Below are 15727 nucleotides of genomic sequence, written 5' to 3'. Positions count from 1 at the left end.
GCCCACGCGGACGCGACACTGACGCTTCCATCGCCATCCGTGGTTGCTTGACGGATCCCGATGGGCTGTGTCGCGGCCGCGTGGGCCGGGAGGTTGGGCTCAGTTGATCAGGCCGATGAGGGCGCCTTGGATGAAGTAGATGACGAACAGCGCCGCCACCACGTACATCAGCGGGTGCACCTGCTTGGCGTGCCCCTTGACGAGCTTGATGAACACGTAGGCGAGGAAACCGGCGCCGATGCCCGTGGTGATCGAGTAGGAGAACGGCATCAGGATGATGGTCAGGAACGCGGGGATGCCCACCTCGGCGTCGTTCCAGTCCACGTCCACCACCTGGGCGATCATGAGGAACCCGACGAAGACGAGGACCGGTGCGGCGGCCTCGGAGGGCACCATGTTGATCAGCGGCGCCAGGAAGATCGCCGCCAGGAAGGCAGCGCCGGTCACCACCGACGCGAGGCCCGTGCGGGCACCCTCGCCGACGCCAGCCGTCGACTCGATGTAGCAGGTGTTCGACGACACGGAGCCCAAGCCACCGGCCGCGGCGGCCACGGAGTCCACGAGCAGGATCTCGGTGGTGCGCGGCGGCATGCCGTGCTCGTCCAGCAGCCCACCCTCGCTGCCCACGGCCACGACGGTGCCCATGGTGTCGAAGAAGTCGGCCAGCAACAGGGAGAACACGAGGATGGCCAGCGCGAGGAAGTTGGTGATCGAGAACTCGCCCTCGGGGAAGAAGGCGCCGATCATGTCGACGCGGCCGATCAGGCCCAGGTCCGGCAGCAGGGCGAGGTTGGAGAGCTGCGGCACGTTGAGCGACCACCCGACGGGGTTGAGTCCGTCAGCGGTGAACTGCGGCCCGATCTTCGCGATGGCCTCGATGATCACCGCGGCGACCGTCGCCACGAGGATGGAGATGAGCATCGCGCCCTTGACGTTCAGCACGTGCAGCGCGATGAGCACCATGATGCCGAGGAAGAACACGGCGATGGGCCAGCCCATGAGCGAGCCGTTGATGCCTAGCTCGACGGGGGGCGCGCCGGCGGGCTTGCGCACGATGCCGGCGTTGATCAGGCCGACGAAGGCGATGAACAGGCCGATGCCGACGGAGATGGCCGTGCGCAGCGTCCGTGGGATGGCCTTGAAGACCGCCGTGCGGAAGCCGGTCAACACCAGGATGAAGATGAGGATGCCCTCCCACACCACCAGACCCATGGCCTGCGGCCAGGTCATCTGGGGCGCCAGGACGTAGGCGACCAGCGCATTGAGGCCCAGGCCGGTGGCCAGGCCCATCGGGAACCGGCCGATGACACCCATCGCGAGCGTGAGGAGGCCCGCGATCAGCGCCGTGGCCGCCGCGACCATGCCGATCGACTGGCCGACCGCCGCGTCGTTGACCACCGTCATGGCGGCGTCGGTGAACTTCGGCTGCCCCGAGATGAGGTTGCCGCTCTTGTCGACGGCGGTGCCGATGATGAGTGGGTTGAGGGCGATGATGTAGGCCATCGCGAAGAACGTCACCAGGCCGCCGCGGATCTCCCGACCGACGGTGGAGTGGCGCTTGGTGATCTCGAAGAATCCGTCGAGGCCGGATCGCGGGGGCTCGGTTTCTGGGTGCAGCCGTGCTGCCTTGGGAGTATTGGTAACCACGGACGGTTATCGTACGGCCTCGCGGCGCCGCGTCAGCACCAGCCCCGGGTTGTGGGCGGTGCCAGGCTCAGTCGAACAGGTTCTCGTCGATGGTGATGGTGTCGAACGACGGGGCCGGCAGCTCCCTGGCGCGCTCGGCGTCCACGACGTCCGAGTGCCCTCCGCAGCCGTGCTCCAACGACACCACGTGCGCGTCCCAGGGCGAGTACTGGTTGGTGCAGGCCCCGAACAGCGTGCCCAGTGAGCCTCGGAGCGCGACGAAGTAGCCGCAGGTCATGCACGGGGCGGGCGCCTCTCGGGAGCCCTCGTCGTCGGGCCCGGGCGGGCCTTCGAGCCAGCGTTCAGCCGCCTCGTCGCGGCCGAACCTGCTGAGCACCCGCGGGCGGCCCAGGCCGAGCTCGGCCACAGTGGTGCGCAGCTGCACCCATTCGGAGGTGTCCGCGTCCGCGGGCAGGTCCGTGGCAGCGAAGCCGGGCTCGAGCCTCGGATCATCGTCGGGGGTGGGCATCAGCGTGCCGGGGGTGATGTCCCCAGGCCCGATCCGATCGGCCCACGGCACCCACGCCGGCGCCTGGAGGGCACCGGGCAGCGGCAGCAGCACCACCTCGTTGACGGTGGCCTCCTTGGCGCGCGAGGCCCTCACAAGCGTGACCGCCCAATGCCAGTCCCGGTAGCCGGGGTGGAGGCTCTCGAACGAGTGGGTGACCACCCTGTCGCCGTCCTCCGCCAGCACGCCGAGGTGCTCGCCGACCGAGTCCCCGCCGCCCACCTCGACGGCGGCGGCGCGGGCCAGATCCACGGCCGAGGCCGCCACGACATCAAGCTTGGGCTTGGGCATCTGTCTTACAGCTCCAGTTCGTCGGCGACGCGGCGCAGCAGTTCGGCCACGCGCGTGGCGTGCTTGGTGTCCGGGTGCCTGCGATGGCGATAGTCGTTACCGATGCCGTCGAGCATCTTGATCAGGTCCTCGACGATCACCGCCATCTGCTCCGGGTCCTTGCGGGAGGCCTTGGACAGCGACGGCGGCAGCTCCAGCACCCGCAGGCTCAGCGCCTGCTCGCCCTTGCGGCCCTCGATCACGCCGAACTCGACGCGCTGCCCCGCCTTGAGCGCCTCGACGCCGGCGGGAAGCGCATTGGAGCGCACGTAGACATCGCCGCCGTCGTCCTTGGTGATGAACCCAAAGCCCTTCTCAGCGTCGAAGAATCGCACTTTACCGGTAGGCACGTCGCCCTCACTTGCACTAGGAGTAGTCAGAACGCGCAGTCTATCCGCTCCGGAGCGCCGAACCCCAATGGAGCCGCAGCCGCGTCAGCGCCCGCCGAGACCGGGGAGCGTGCGCTCTGTTTCGGCGATCTCCCGGAAGTACCCGGCGTTCCTCAGCCTGGACCCAGCCGCCTCGTCGACGATAATCACCGCCCGCGGATGGAACTGCAGGATCGAGGCCGGGCAGGAGGCCGCGACGGGGCCCTCGACCATCGCCGCGACAGCTGCCGCCTTGTGCTCTCCGGTGACCACCATGAGCGCCACGCGGGCCTCCATGATGGTACCCAGGCCCTGGGTGACGCAGTGCGACGGGACCTGTTCGGTGGCGTCGAAGAAGCGGGCATTGTCGCGGCGGGTCTCGGGAGTGAGCGTCTTGATCCGCGTGCGGGAGGCGAACGACGAGAAGGGCTCGTTGAAGCCGATGTGCCCGTTGGTGCCGATGCCGAGGATCTGGACGTCGACGCCCCCGACAGCCGCGATGGCCGCGTCGTAGCGGTCCGCCGCCGCCTGCAGGTCTGTCGCGGTGCCGTCGGGCACGCTCACCCTGGCGGGGTCCATCCGCAGAGGCTCGACGACGGTGCGGGTGATCACGCTGCGGTAGCTCTCGGGGTGCCCGGGGTCGATGCCCACGTACTCGTCCAGCGCGAACCCGAGGCCGTGCGACACGTCGAGCGTCCCGGCCTGGACGCGGCGGGCCAGCTCCTCGTAGAGGCGCAGCGGCGAGCTGCCCGTGGCCAGGCCGAGCACCGGGGTGGGGATTCCCTGCAGATACTGGGTCACCCGGTCCGCCGCCAGCTCACCCACGGCCTGCGCATCCGCGCACAGCACCACTTCCATCTTCCGGACCTCCGCCTCAACCGTGCGCAGCCAGGTCTGGCAGCGCGTCACGATGACAGTAGGCCCGGGCCAGCCAGAACGCGCGTTTTCTGATCACATGAGCGGAACATGAGCATCTTGAGTGCGCAGTCGCCTGCCCGCGTCAGGTGCCGGAGGCGTCGGTAGCATGGGGGCATGGCGAGTTGGAAGGACGGCGCGGCCTACGCGCCCACGGAGCGGCCCGAGGGCTTCGCCACCCCCCGCGTCGAGCCACTGCCCTCCGGGGACCAGTGGAAGTCCGCCACGCCCGGCCCGATCGCGGCGCCCTCGGGCTTCGACGCGGCCCCCCAGGCTCCACTCGCCCAACTGTCCAGCGGCCCGAAGCAGGCCAGGGACCCTCGGGACTCCTTCGCCGTCGCGGCGTCCGCGCTGACGCCGGGCCCGGGTGTCGCGGTGAAGCGGGACCCGCGCGACCCCATCGTCACCTCCGCACCCCAGCCCGTAGGGCGGGAATGGGCGAGCGCCATGGGGGACCAATTGCCGCCGCCCACCGGCCCCAGGCTCCCGCCGCCGGGCGAGTTGGCGCCCTCGCCGCCCCCGGCTGTTCCCCACCCCCTCGCGGAGGCGGCCCCCAGGCGCGCACAGCCACCCGCGCCATACCCGGCCCCGACGCCCACCGGCTACCCGACCCCCACTGGGTATCCGCCGCCCCCACCCGTCGGCCCGCCTCAACGCCCACTGGCCGCGCAGAAGCAGTTGGCCTTCATCGCCGGCGGGCTGTGCTTCCTCGGCTTCGTGCTGCCGTCGTTGTCGCCGTTCGTGCTGACGGCCGCCGGAGGACTCGGGATGCGCACCGAGGCGCTCACCGGCCGCGCGGGCCGCTCGGCGCTGGCGATCGGCCTGGCCACGCTTGGCTGGCAGCTGCTCATGGACACCCTCGGCAGAGACTCGCTGGTGGGAATGCTCGCCTCGCTGGTGTTCACGATCGTGTTCGTCGTCGGCGCCCTGCGCGCCTAGAGGTCCCCGGCTTCGATCGGCACCGTCGACTCCTCCACGTCACCCAGCTCCACGGGTTCCGGCCCGTCCCATCGCGCCAGGGCCGCGATCTGCGGCGGCCAGGTGTTCTCGGGCAGGTCGTCGAGGGGAAACCACCGCGTGGCCACGTGGCGGGAGCGTTCGCGCTCCGTGAGGCCCGCAGCCACCGGCTCGAACCACTGCGTGCGGTAGAGGAAGAACGTCTCGTCCTGAACCAGGATGCGGTCCGAGTAGCCACGGAACAGGCGCCGCACCGCGACGGGGCCGAGGAGCGCGCGCTCGTCGACGACCAGGCCGGTCTCCTCGTCGAGCTCACGCGCCGCAGCGGAACGGATCCTTTCGCGGGCCTCCACTCCCCCGCCCGGCGCCTGCCAGAATCGGGAGCCGGGAACCCCTGGGTCCACGTCGCCCATGAGGAGCACCTGATCCTCAGCGAGCACGATCACGCGCGCGGCCAGCCGGCGATGGACCCGGCGATCACCCATGGGGATGCCTGGTGTGCGCCACCTCGTCGTCAATGAGGTCGCGCCAGCTGGCCACCAGCTCCGAGTCGACGTATGCCTTGAAGGAGCGTCCCGGGCGGGCCGGGGAGCCGATGTGGAAGGATCTGACGCCGGCCCGGACCAGCCACGGCACGTGCTCGGGGGTCAGCCCGCCGCCGGCCATGATGAGGCGGGCCACGTCCGCATCAGCGCGGGCCCTGCGCACCAGGTCGTCGAGTCCGTGCTCGACACCGCGGGCGGACCCGGCGGTGAGGACCTGGTCCAGGCGGGCAAGCGTGCGCAGGTCGGCCCAGGCGCGATCGGGGTCCAGGCAGTGGTCGATGGCGCGATGAAAGGTCCACGGGAACGCGCCGTCGCCGACGAGCTCGCTGACCACTTCCTTGTCGATCCGGTTGAGGCCATTGAGGAAGCCCAGCACCACCCCGTCGGCGCCGGCGTCCAGGTAGCCGGCGATCAGGCCCTTCAGCCGGGTGACCTCGCCGCCGTCGGTGCCGAAGCCCGCGCGGAGACGCACCATGGGCCGGATCTGGATCGACGTGGCGCGGCGCACCTTCTCGACTGCTCGCGGCTCCGGGGAGAGCCCGTCGTCGTCCATGGTGCCGAGCAGCTCGATCCGGTCCGCACCGCCGGCCTCGGCCCGCTCGGCGTCTGCCGCGTGCAGTGCGATGACCTCCAGCAGATTCATGTGGCCATCTTGCCAACGCCGGGCCTCTGGCGGGCGGAGGCGCGCAGCGCGGAGCGCAGGGCGGCGTGGGCGTGCGCGCGCGGGATGCGCTCCTGTTCGAGGCGCAGGTCTCCGTCGCGGAGTGCGGAGAGGGTGCGATGCTCGTCGGCGGTGAGGAAGCCGATCTCACCGCGGAACGGGCTGGGCTCGGTCCCCGCCCACTGGCTGTGCGCCTGCAGGGTCGCGGGGTCCATGAGGACCGAGCGGACGCTCGGCAGGGCAGCCCTTACCTGGCCGAGGATGAGCAGGCCGTAGGTGTCCACGTCACCCCAGTACCAGACCTCGTCCGCGTCACGGATCCACGGCACGTGGGCCAGTGACGGCGCCGAAAAGCCCATGCCGTGCACCGCGACGGTGCCTGGTAGGTCGGGCAGCGCCAGCAGTGAGGTGAGGTTCTCCACCAGCAGCACGCGGCCCGCGGCCGTCAGGGACGCCATCCCTGAGATTCCGACGGCGAACTCTCGCGGGCCGTCGGTGAGAGTGGAGTCCAGGTACCGGACGCGGAACACGGGTCTGTGCCTGCGGAGCCCGGCCGCGCCACCGACGATCCCCTCGTGGAGCGCGTCCACCAGCCCCCGATGCCGCTCGAGCCATTTGGAGTCGATGCCGGTCACCGGCAGTTCGCGTTCCCACAGTCCTGATTCCGGGTGCGCCTCCAGCCAGCCGAGCACCGCCAGCAGCCTGGTCACATCCTCTTCGCCGAGCTTCCCAAGGCTCTTGGCCGCTGCCCGCATCGATGCCCCCAGGTCTCGGTCCGGCCACGATCGGCGCAGCATCCCCGCGGTCTGGGAGGCCCGTGCCCAGGTCTGCGCCTCACCGGCCAGCACCGCCACCGCGTGGGGCGATGCCGTGACCCTGGCGGGGAGCCGCTGGCGCCCGAAGGTGCCCGATCGGCGCTCGACCCACTCAACAACCAGCCCCGGAGTCTTGTCGACGGCGACCCAGTGAGCCACCTCGCGGGCGATCCCATCGGGGTCCGCCGAGAGCTCGCGTTCCGTGGGAGGGTGCAGCGGCCAGGAGACCCAGGATGGGTCGGGATTGGCGAGCCACTCCGGCCAGTGTGCGCTCCATTGGCGCACCGCCCAGCCGTGCAGGTCTGCGACCGTCCTCACAGGAGGACCTCCTGAGCCCCCTCCGAGCCCGCGATCGGGGCGTCGACGTCGTAGTGCAGCTCCTGCAGTGCCGACCCTCGGCCCGGCTCGTTGGTGACCATGACGACGCCGCCGACGTAGTCGTCGATGGTCTGCAGCATCTTCATCGGGGTGGCGAGGAGGAGCTGGAAGCCGAAGGAGCGGAACACCTCCAGACCTGCCTGGGTGAAGGTGTGGTCCGCCTTGTCGAAGGCTTCGTCGATGACCACGAGAGCGTAGGTGGGCTCGGTTCTTCCTGGCGGGGCCAGCTGGAAGCGCAGCGCGGCCGCGAGGCAGAACGTGACGAGCTTCTGCCGCTCGCCGCCGGACCTGCCGCCCGAGCCAGTGAACACGTCCAGCTGCACTCCGTCGGCGTCCACCACCCGCGCCTGGAAGGCGACGTGCTGGCGCGTGTCCAGGCATCGCTCCCGCCACGCCCTGTCCGCGGCGTCGGCCGATCCCAGCCGCTGAAGAAGCTCCTGCATGAGCACGAACCGGGCCTCGGCCGCCTGTCGCTCCTCGGGCAGGCCGGCGGCCACAGAGTCCATCACCGACCCTGACGTGATGGCGTTGAGCGTGGCCAGGAACGCGTCCACATCCGGCAGGGACCGGTCCTTCACCTCGATCTGCAGGAACCCCGTGGGCGAGAACGCCGTCATCAGCAGCGACTTGTTCACCTCGTCGACGCGGCTGCGGATCTCCCTTCTGGCACCTCGGATCATCATGGCCAGCTGGCTGACGTTGTTGCGCGCCTGGCTCTGGAGCAGCGAGAAGAACCGCTCCTCGAACTCGGGAAGGCGGTCCGATTCGAGGTCCTCGAGGCGTTGCAGGTACTCCGGCAGGTACTCGACGGTGTCTCCCCAGTCCGCCGCCTGGTTCTGCCACCCCCGGCCGTACTCCGCCATGGCCGACGCGGCCGCGCGCTCGGCCTTGGCCGTGCGCCTCTGAATGGACTCGGCCACGTCGCGGAACTCGGCGCGCATCGCGACCTCAGCCCTCTCTTCGGGCACCGCCAGGCGTAGCAGCCTCAGGTCCAGCGCCGCCGACACCCCCTCCGGCACGCTGGGGGCCTCGTCGATCTCGGCCTGCCAACGCTCGATGCTGCTGCGGAGCCGCGCCACGACCAAGGCCTTCTCGTCGTGCCGCCCAACCAGCCTCCGCCGGTCCTGCTCGGCCCGGCTGTGCGCATCCAGGGCGCGGTCCCGCTCGGCCTCGCGCTGGCGCAGATCGCTGTGCGATTCACGCAACTGGTCCAGCTCCCGCTCGACAGTCCTGAGCTGCGCCTCCACCGGTGCCGCGTCCACCGACTCCCACGCGAAACCGGACAGCCGGCCCAGGGCCGCCTCCAGCCCGCGCAGCCGCCGCTCGCCCTCATCGAGATCCGTGAGGCGCTGCTCCACCTCGGCCAGCTCTCGCTCGGCGAGAGCGAGCCGCTCGACCAGCTCGGCCTCCTTCGCCTCCGTCGAGAATCCGAGCACCCAGCGGGAGCGGTCGTCCACTCGGCGACGGTCGTCCTTCTCGTGCAGGGCCGCGGAGTGCTTGACCTGGCCCTGGCGGGTGACCGCCCGCTCCACACCGGCAAACCCTGCCGGGCTCGGCACGCAGGCGTAGTCGTAGCGGCGGATCAGCCGATCCGCCAGCCAGCCGGTGAAAGGACCCTCCGCGATGTCCACCTTCGCCACCAGCGATCCGGCCGGGGCGCTCACCTCCGAAGCCACCGGCTCCGCGGCCCGCACCCGCTCGTAGACCAGCCGGGTGCCCAGGAACTCGCCGTCGATGAACTCCGCGGCCGCGAGATAGTGCTGCTCAGGGATGACGAGGGTGCGGGCGAGGGATCCCAGCACTCGCTCGATGGCCCCTGTCCACTCCGCGTCGGCCGCCCTCACCTGGATGAGTTCGCCGACGAAGGGCAGCCTCGACTCCTCTACGTGCAGCAGGCCGGCGAGCCGCTCCCTGACCTGCAGGAGACGGGCGTCGAGGTTTGAGCGGTGCCGCCTCAGCGCGGTCAGCTCCTCGTCGAGACCGTCGCGCGCCCGCACGAGGTCCGCCTTCCGGGCGAGGACGTCGTACTGCCCGGCCCGCTGCAGGGCCCGGTCTGCGGCGATTCCTCTGCCGCGCTCGTCGAGCCGCCCGCCGAAGGACACGGCCTCGACTGCGTCGCCGGGGAACGCGAGCCCGAGCTCAGTGGCGGCTTCCGCGAACATCTGGGCGCGGGTCCGCAGCTCGTCGCGGCTGATCTGCAGGGCGGTGCGCCACCCCTCCAGCGCCCCCACCCGGGCGCCGCCGGACTGCTCCACGGCGCGTTCCGCCCGGCGCACCTCGTCTGCCGCCTCGTCGAGGGCTGTTTCGGCGATCCGCACCTCGGCCTCGAGCCTCTCCAGAACCGGCGCCTCGCGCTCCAGCTCTGCCCGGGCGCCGTTCAGGCTCCGCCCCAGGACCCAGGTGCCCAGGTGCTCCTCCTCGGCGGCCAGAGCCGTCCGCTCCGCGGTCAAGGAACGCAGCTGGGCGTCAGCGGCCCGCAAGGGGGTCAGTGCCTCCACCTGGCGGCGGGCATCCACCACCGAGGCGTGCGCGAGCCGGAGCTCCTCGAACTGCTCGACGGTGGCGTCGCTCAGCTTGAACGTCTCGGGGAGGTCCAGCATGAAGTCCCGGAAGAGGTTGTCCAGGTTCGTGAGGTTCTTCGCCGATTGCGTCTTGTGCAGCAGGATCTGAGCCTGCTGGCTGCCCATCCCCAGCGCCCGCCTGAACTTCGTCGAGAAGGCGGTGTAGGCGTCCGCGCTGTAGCAGTCCCAGTGCGGGAAGGCGGCGCTCACCCGACGGTTCTCGATCCCGTTCTCGACGTAGCTCTTGAGCGTGAGGACGTCCACCGGCTCGGGCGCCAGGATGTACATGCTCTTGAGGTCCCGCGCATCCGTGGACGAACCTCGGATGTGAAACAGGCGCACAAGCGTGGAGACGGCGCCGGCCGAGTCCGCGTAGGTGAGCGCCACCGCGCTCCAGGTGGGGCCCTTACGGAGGAACGCGGTGCCCACCTCGCCGGTCTCCTCGTCCGTCTCGCGCTTGTGGGCGCCCCGGACGTAGGTGACGAGGCTCCGCTCACGGTCCCCCGTGTCGGTGCCTTGGGCCGCGGCGTTGAACCGCATCCTGCCCGGCGGCACCAGCAGGGCGGCCATGGCGTCCAGCAGCGAGGACTTGCCCGCGCCCGACGGACCCGTCAGCAGCATTCCCTTCCACGGCACGGCGACACTCCACTCGCCGTCGAAGGTGCCCCAGTTGACCACCTGCACGCGCCGAAGGCGATGCTGACTCACGATTCCACCAGCCTGGCGAGGTCTGCGGTGACGGCGGCCACCTCGTCGGCGCCGAAGACGAGCGCCAGGACAGGGGAGATCTCCCAGCGGTCCTCGGTGCCGGCTGTCAGGAGCACCGAGTTCTTCGTCATCTTGTTGATCGAGGCCGTGATCCGGTCCGCGAAACCCTTCTTGTCCGTGGCGACGAGGCGCTGGTAGGAGCGCAGCTGGTCCTCGATCTCATCGCGTCCCACGAAGGTGCGGGCGACCGAGCCCTGACCGGCGAGCAGCCGCTTGCGCAGAAACAGCACCAGAGCTGTGTCGAGGACGGTCAATCGGTGTGCGCGCACCACCTTCGGCGCATCGTCGATCTCGAGGTTGCGCACGAACGCCACCCCGGCGTCCAGGTCAAGCACGAGATCCAGGTAGAGGTCCGCCAACCGGGTCCGTACCACGCCCTCGTGGCGCACCAGGGCGGACCACACCTTGGTCTGCTCCTCCGCGCGCAGGTACGGGCCGCGGATGAGGCTCAGCAGGACCCGGCGCGTGGCCGGATCCAGCTCGCCGTGATCCACCGGCGGCTCGACTGGGGCGTCATCGAAGTCGTCGACGGCCTCATCGGCGCGCCGCGGGGCCGGCTGCAACGTCATGGGCACTCCACTCTGGCGGTACTTGTGTGAAAACGTAGCGCGGCGCACTGACAGTTCGCCGTGTGCCCGCCTGCGAGGTCCATGTCCACGGCTCCGAGCCCGGCGACCTCGAGGCCTGCTGCTCGGCCAACAGCAGGAGCCCGACGATGGTGGCCAGGCCCTGTGTCGCGGGGTGGCGGGCCAGCACGTCGCCGACGGTGGGCGCGGGGAGGGCGTCGAGGGTGTCGGCCACGTTGTGCTGGAGCTCCGCGAAGTCGATCTCGGTGAGCCTCACCAAGGCCTTCAGCCGCTCCAGGTCCAGCTCGAGCACCTCCCCGCGGAGGACGTCCGCGGTGGCGCGCATCTCAGCCGGGTTGTCCAGCGTCCAGCTTCCGATGGACGAGATGGACATCGAGGTGAGGTCCAGGTCGCGCCCGATCTCCGTGGTGGGGTGCACGCGCGCCATCACGCGCAGCACCACCTGCTCCGCGCGGGACAGCGCGTCCGCCAGCCGCTTGTGTTCGCGGTACTCCTGGGTCTCGACGAATCGTCGAAGGCTGCGCGAGAAGTCGGTGAGGCTTTCGCGCACCTGAGCGCTCTCCCGCTGCAGGACGACGAGGAACTGGCGCAGGAAGGCCGCATCCGGAGCCGGCAGTTCCAGGGTGAAGGGTCGCTCGAGCACCGCGTCGACGGCGCGATGGAAGGTGTCCGACAGCACCGGGTCCAGGAGGAGCTCGTGGAACGCGCCGAAGGTTCGCCCGGCCTCGGAGCTCTCGATCAGGTCAACGCCCGCGAAGACCTCGTCGAGGACCCCACCGCGGGCGCCCTCGTTGTTGATGATCTGCTCCCTCAGGGAGGAGTTGAGGGCCTCGAGATCGTCGGCCACTTTCGCGAAGTCCCCGGGCACCTCTCCAGCCAGGCGCAGGATCTCGTGAAGGCGCTCCCGTGCCAGTGCATCGTCGAGCACATGGATCTCGCCGGACTCGATCCGGCGAATCTCGTCGTCCAGCTCCGCCCTCCTGTCGTGCAGCGCCTCGAGCCGGGTGGCCGGGTCCGTGTCGGACTCTGCGGCCAGCGCGCCCAGCAGCCCGGTCACGGTGCTGAGGCGCGACGACGTCACGGCCGAACGAGGCTGCTCCAGCGCCCCCAGGAAGCGCACCGCGTCGGCGGCACTGCGGGACAGCTCGACGGACTCCTCGCGAGCTGCGGTGGGCCTCCGGATGAGGTACCCGTCGCGGATCCAGTCCCCCACGTACTCCTGGGCTGTGCGAGGCAGGGTGAAGCCGGTGTCGCGCAGTTCGTCGAGGTCCTCGGCAACCTGGGTGACGAACTCTCCGTAGGCGAGCGAGCGTCGATCGCCGAACCGGCTGACGAGGATGGCGACCACCACCGGCATGAGCTCTGCGCGCAGCAGCTTCATGCCGGCCGTCTCCCCCGCCCGCCTGGCCCCGGTAGCGGCGGCCGCCACACCCGCCATCTCGATGCCCGTGATCACAGGACGGGTGGGGCCGTCCTCTGCTCCGAGCGCTCCGCCAGTACCTTCTTGAACAGCACCATGGGCAGCAGAATGGCCGCCAGAAGCACGGACACCCACACGATCAGCGGCGCCAGCACCCAGGTGGTCACCCCCTCGATCCGGAGACCACCGGTGAACAGCGTCGTGAGGAACAGTCCGACGAACGTGGTCACCAGCGCGATGCCGCCGCGCAGCGCGGGCATGTGCATGATCGCCATCTTGAGGACGAAGGGTCCGAGGAGCACCTCGACGGCGGTGAAGAACACGACGCTGAAGATGAATCCGAGCGGCTCGAGGTGGAACCCGTCGAGGACGAGCGAGGCCACCAGGAGCCCCACAGCGTTGCCCAGCAGGTGCAGCGCCGTCGAGGCGAGGAAGCGAAGCATGATGGCCCTTCCGACAGGTCACGGCGGACTCGCCGACGACACGCCGACGAGTCTAGTGGGCAGCACAGGAGGGCGGCCCCGAATGGGACCGCCCTCCTGATACGTCTATTGCGACGGGGTGGCTCAGAAGCCGCCCATGCCGCCCATCTCGTCCATGCCGCCGCCGGCGCCGCCCGCGGGGGCCTTCTCCGGCTTGTCGGCGATGACGGCCTCGGTGGTGAGGAACAGCGCCGCGATGGACGCCGCGTTCTGCAGCGCCGAACGGGTGACCTTGGCCGGGTCGATGATGCCGGCCGCGACCATGTCGACGTACTCGCCGGTGGCCGCGTCGAGCCCCTGACCCACGGGCAGGTTGGAGACCTTCTCGGCCACCACGCCGCCCTCGAGGCCGGCGTTGAACGCGATCTGCTTCAGCGGGGCCGAGGCCGCCTTGAAGACGATCTGCGCGCCGACAGCCTCGTCACCCTCAAGACCCTCGACCTTGGCGGACTTCGCCGCCTGCAGCAGCGCGACGCCACCGCCGGGGACGATGCCCTCCTCGACCGCAGCCTTCGCGTTGCGGACGGCGTCCTCAATGCGGTGCTTGCGCTCCTTGAGCTCCACCTCGGTGGCCGCGCCGACCTTGATGACGGCAACGCCGCCGGCCAGCTTGGCGAGGCGCTCCTGCAGCTTCTCACGGTCGTACTCGGAGTCCGAGTTCTCGATCTCGCGACGGATCTGCGAGACGCGACCCTCGATCTGCGCGGACTCGCCGGCGCCCTCGATGATCGTGCACTCGTCCTTGGTGACCAGCACGGAACGCGCCGAGCCCAGGAGATCCAGGGTGACGGCGTCCAGGGACAGGCCGACCTCCTCGCTGATGACCTCGGCGCCGGTGAGGATGGCGATGTCGGTCAGCATGGCCTTGCGGCGGTCTCCGAAGCCGGGGGCCTTGACCGCGACGGACTTGAAGGTGCCGCGGATCTTGTTGACGATCAGGCCTGCGAGGGCCTCACCCTCGACGTCCTCGGCGATGACCAGCAGCGGCTTGCCGGACTGCATGACCTTCTCCAGGACCGGCAGGAGGTCCTTCAGCGAGGAGATCTTGGAGTTGGCCAGCAGGATGTAGGGATCATCCAGGGTGGCTTCCATGCGCTCGGCGTCGGTGACGAAGTAGGGCGAGATGTAGCCCTTGTCGAAGCGCATGCCCTCGGTGAGCTCGAGGTCCAGGCCGAAGGTGTTGGACTCCTCGACCGTGATCACGCCCTCCTTGCCCACCTTGTCCATCGCCTCGGCGATGATCTCGCCGACGGTGGTGTCGGCGGCGGAGATCGAGGCGGTGGCCGCGATCTGCTCCTTGGTCTCGACGTCGATGGCCATGTTGGCCAGCTCGGCGACGATGGCGGCCACGGCGGTCTCGATGCCCTTCTTCAGGCTCATCGGGTTCGCCCCGGCCGAGACGTTGCGGAGGCCCTCGCGGACCATCGCCTGCGCCACGACGGTGGCGGTGGTGGTGCCGTCGCCGGCGACGTCGTCAGTCTTCTTGGCGACCTCCTTGACCAGCTCGGCGCCGATGCGCTCGTACGGGTCCTCCAGCTCGATCTCCTTGGCGATGGACACGCCATCGTTGGTGATCGTGGGGGCGCCCCACTTCTTCTCCAGGACGACGTTGCGACCCTTGGGGCCGAGCGTCACCTTGACCGCGTCGGCCAGCGTGTTCATGCCACGCTCGAGGGCGCGGCGCGCTTCCTCATTGAACTCAATCAGCTTTGCCATGGTGTTTCGGGAGTCCTCCCGTCAAGTGGGGCCGGAGCCCCGAGTGTGCAGTGTCGGGTGAACCGCGGTGCCCGCGACGGACGGCTAAGCCTCACCACAGTTCGGTAGCACTCAAAGCGTGAGAGTGCTAACCCCATTATTAGCACTCGACACAAGAGAGTGCAAAGAATTTCGTGGCTGCGAGCCGCCTCCGTCGCCGGAAGTGGAGGTTAGGCTCGGCCTGTGACGCGCAGCTCTCGACGACAGCGGCGGCCGACGACTGATCTGCCGCGGCTCCTCCGCAACGCCGCCAACCTGGCCAACCTGTCCACCCCGCTCGGCCTCGTCGTCGCGCTGGCGGGTCGGTCCCGGCTCCGTCTCCGCGACCATCTGATCGTCGCGGACCGGGTGCGGCTGCCGATCACCAACGCCGGCGCCATGACGATCGGGTCGGTGGTGCTGGTGCCCCGCCGGAGCCTGGAGGAGGTGGAGGCCTCGACGCCCACGCTGATGGAGCACGAGGACGGCCACGCCTGGCAGTACGCCTACTGCCTGGGGCTGCCGTTCCTGCCGCTCTACGCGATGGCGGTGGCGTGGTCCATGGTGCGCACCGGAGACCGGGCCAGCGCCAATCACTTCGAGGTGCAGGCGGACCTGCTCAAGGGCGGCTACCGCAGGAATCCGCCGATGCCGCTGAGGCTGGGGCTGCGGAGGCTGATCAGCCGTTGAGCCGGCGGGCCGAGCGGGCGGCGTGACGCTGGCCGCGCATCCGGCGCAGACGCTTCACCAGGAGCGGCCGATAGGCCAAGGCCTCGGGGGTGTCGATGAGCACGTTGAGGTGCTGGTAGTAGCGGGCCGACGACAGGTTGAAGTGCTCCATGATGGCCTGCTCCTTCGGCACCGCCGAGGTGAACCATCGGTCCTCGAAGTCCAGGATCGCGGCGTCACGGTCCGACAACTCGGCCGGTGCGCTGACGGTGAAGGCTTCAGACATGGCGCCCAGTCTAAACCCGAATCACATCAGTGTCATTAGCCGGCGACCGCTGGGCAC

At 69.9% G+C, this 15727-nt stretch carries 15 protein-coding genes; 2 read left to right on the top strand and 13 right to left on the bottom strand.

Translation table 11 applies throughout. The features are described from left to right. Nucleotides 1-99 precede the first annotated feature (99 nt). The 4 genes from ACZK39_RS10530 to nagB all read right to left on the bottom strand — a co-directional run bounded on the left by ACZK39_RS10530 (nt 100) and on the right by nagB (nt 3750). Entirely contained in the window at nt 100-1647 is a 1548-nt protein-coding gene (locus tag ACZK39_RS10530; RefSeq protein ID WP_370585677.1) for an NCS2 family permease, read from the bottom strand. A 67-nt stretch (nt 1648-1714) separates the two neighbouring features. Further along, nucleotides 1715-2485 carry a DUF3027 domain-containing protein gene (locus ACZK39_RS10525; protein WP_182781726.1) on the bottom strand — a complete coding sequence of 257 codons (771 nt, stop codon included), beginning with the start codon at nt 2483-2485 and terminating at the stop codon, nt 1715-1717. A 5-nt stretch (nt 2486-2490) separates the two neighbouring features. Beyond that, on the bottom strand, nt 2491-2874 hold the full coding sequence (locus ACZK39_RS10520; protein ID WP_182781725.1) for a cold-shock protein: 384 nt from the start codon (nt 2872-2874) through the stop codon (nt 2491-2493). Between the two features lie 84 nt (nt 2875-2958). Continuing rightward, on the bottom strand, nt 2959-3750 hold the full coding sequence (gene nagB, locus ACZK39_RS10515) for a glucosamine-6-phosphate deaminase (protein WP_182781724.1): 792 nt from the start codon (nt 3748-3750) through the stop codon (nt 2959-2961). 174 nt (nt 3751-3924) lie between these two features. Between nagB and ACZK39_RS10510 the strand changes: the two genes are divergently transcribed. Beyond that, a complete protein-coding gene (locus ACZK39_RS10510; protein WP_463613288.1) occupies nt 3925-4746 on the top strand; it encodes a hypothetical protein in 822 nt (273 codons plus the stop codon). Here ACZK39_RS10510 and ACZK39_RS10505 read toward each other — a convergent pair. The 8 genes from ACZK39_RS10505 to groL form a co-directional block, all read right to left on the bottom strand. Further along, nucleotides 4743-5249 (bottom strand): NUDIX hydrolase, encoded by a 507-nt coding sequence (locus tag ACZK39_RS10505; RefSeq protein ID WP_182781722.1) that lies wholly within the window; start codon nt 5247-5249, stop codon nt 4743-4745. The genes ACZK39_RS10510 and ACZK39_RS10505 overlap by 4 nt on opposite strands. Further along, on the bottom strand, nt 5242-5952 hold the full coding sequence (locus ACZK39_RS10500) for a copper homeostasis protein CutC (RefSeq protein WP_182798643.1): 711 nt from the start codon (nt 5950-5952) through the stop codon (nt 5242-5244). The genes ACZK39_RS10505 and ACZK39_RS10500 overlap by 8 nt, the downstream gene beginning before the upstream one ends. Continuing rightward, on the bottom strand, nt 5949-7103 hold the full coding sequence (locus tag ACZK39_RS10495; protein WP_463613287.1) for a Wadjet anti-phage system protein JetD domain-containing protein: 1155 nt from the start codon (nt 7101-7103) through the stop codon (nt 5949-5951). The genes ACZK39_RS10500 and ACZK39_RS10495 overlap by 4 nt, the downstream gene beginning before the upstream one ends. Further along, on the bottom strand, nt 7100-10432 hold the full coding sequence (locus tag ACZK39_RS10490) for an ATP-binding protein (protein ID WP_463613286.1): 3333 nt from the start codon (nt 10430-10432) through the stop codon (nt 7100-7102). The genes ACZK39_RS10495 and ACZK39_RS10490 overlap by 4 nt, the downstream gene beginning before the upstream one ends. Continuing rightward, nucleotides 10429-11061 (bottom strand): DUF4194 domain-containing protein, encoded by a 633-nt coding sequence (locus ACZK39_RS10485; RefSeq protein ID WP_463613285.1) that lies wholly within the window; start codon nt 11059-11061, stop codon nt 10429-10431. The genes ACZK39_RS10490 and ACZK39_RS10485 overlap by 4 nt, the downstream gene beginning before the upstream one ends. Then, the gene (locus ACZK39_RS10480) at nt 11027-12535 is read right to left on the bottom strand and encodes a DUF3375 domain-containing protein (RefSeq protein WP_463613284.1); all 1509 of its coding nucleotides are present in this window, start codon (nt 12533-12535) and stop codon (nt 11027-11029) included. The genes ACZK39_RS10485 and ACZK39_RS10480 overlap by 35 nt, the downstream gene beginning before the upstream one ends. After that, on the bottom strand, nt 12532-12942 hold the full coding sequence (locus ACZK39_RS10475) for a phage holin family protein (protein ID WP_463613283.1): 411 nt from the start codon (nt 12940-12942) through the stop codon (nt 12532-12534). The genes ACZK39_RS10480 and ACZK39_RS10475 overlap by 4 nt, the downstream gene beginning before the upstream one ends. A gap of 123 nt (nt 12943-13065) precedes the next feature. Then, the gene (gene groL, locus ACZK39_RS10470) at nt 13066-14697 is read right to left on the bottom strand and encodes a chaperonin GroEL (RefSeq protein ID WP_463613282.1); all 1632 of its coding nucleotides are present in this window, start codon (nt 14695-14697) and stop codon (nt 13066-13068) included. 222 nt (nt 14698-14919) lie between these two features. Here groL and ACZK39_RS10465 point away from each other — a divergent pair, with 222 nt between their 5' ends. After that, complete coding sequence (locus ACZK39_RS10465; RefSeq protein ID WP_463613281.1) at nt 14920-15405, top strand: hypothetical protein; 486 nt, start codon at nt 14920-14922, stop codon at nt 15403-15405. Here ACZK39_RS10465 and ACZK39_RS10460 read toward each other — a convergent pair. Then, nucleotides 15395-15670 carry a DUF3263 domain-containing protein gene (locus tag ACZK39_RS10460; RefSeq protein ID WP_182781714.1) on the bottom strand — a complete coding sequence of 92 codons (276 nt, stop codon included), beginning with the start codon at nt 15668-15670 and terminating at the stop codon, nt 15395-15397. The genes ACZK39_RS10465 and ACZK39_RS10460 overlap by 11 nt on opposite strands. Nucleotides 15671-15727 lie beyond the last annotated feature (57 nt).

The organism is Tessaracoccus luoxuelianae (assembly GCF_055326245.1).
Note: the sequence above shows the minus strand (reverse complement) of the source record. Positions and strands in the feature narration are given on the sequence as shown.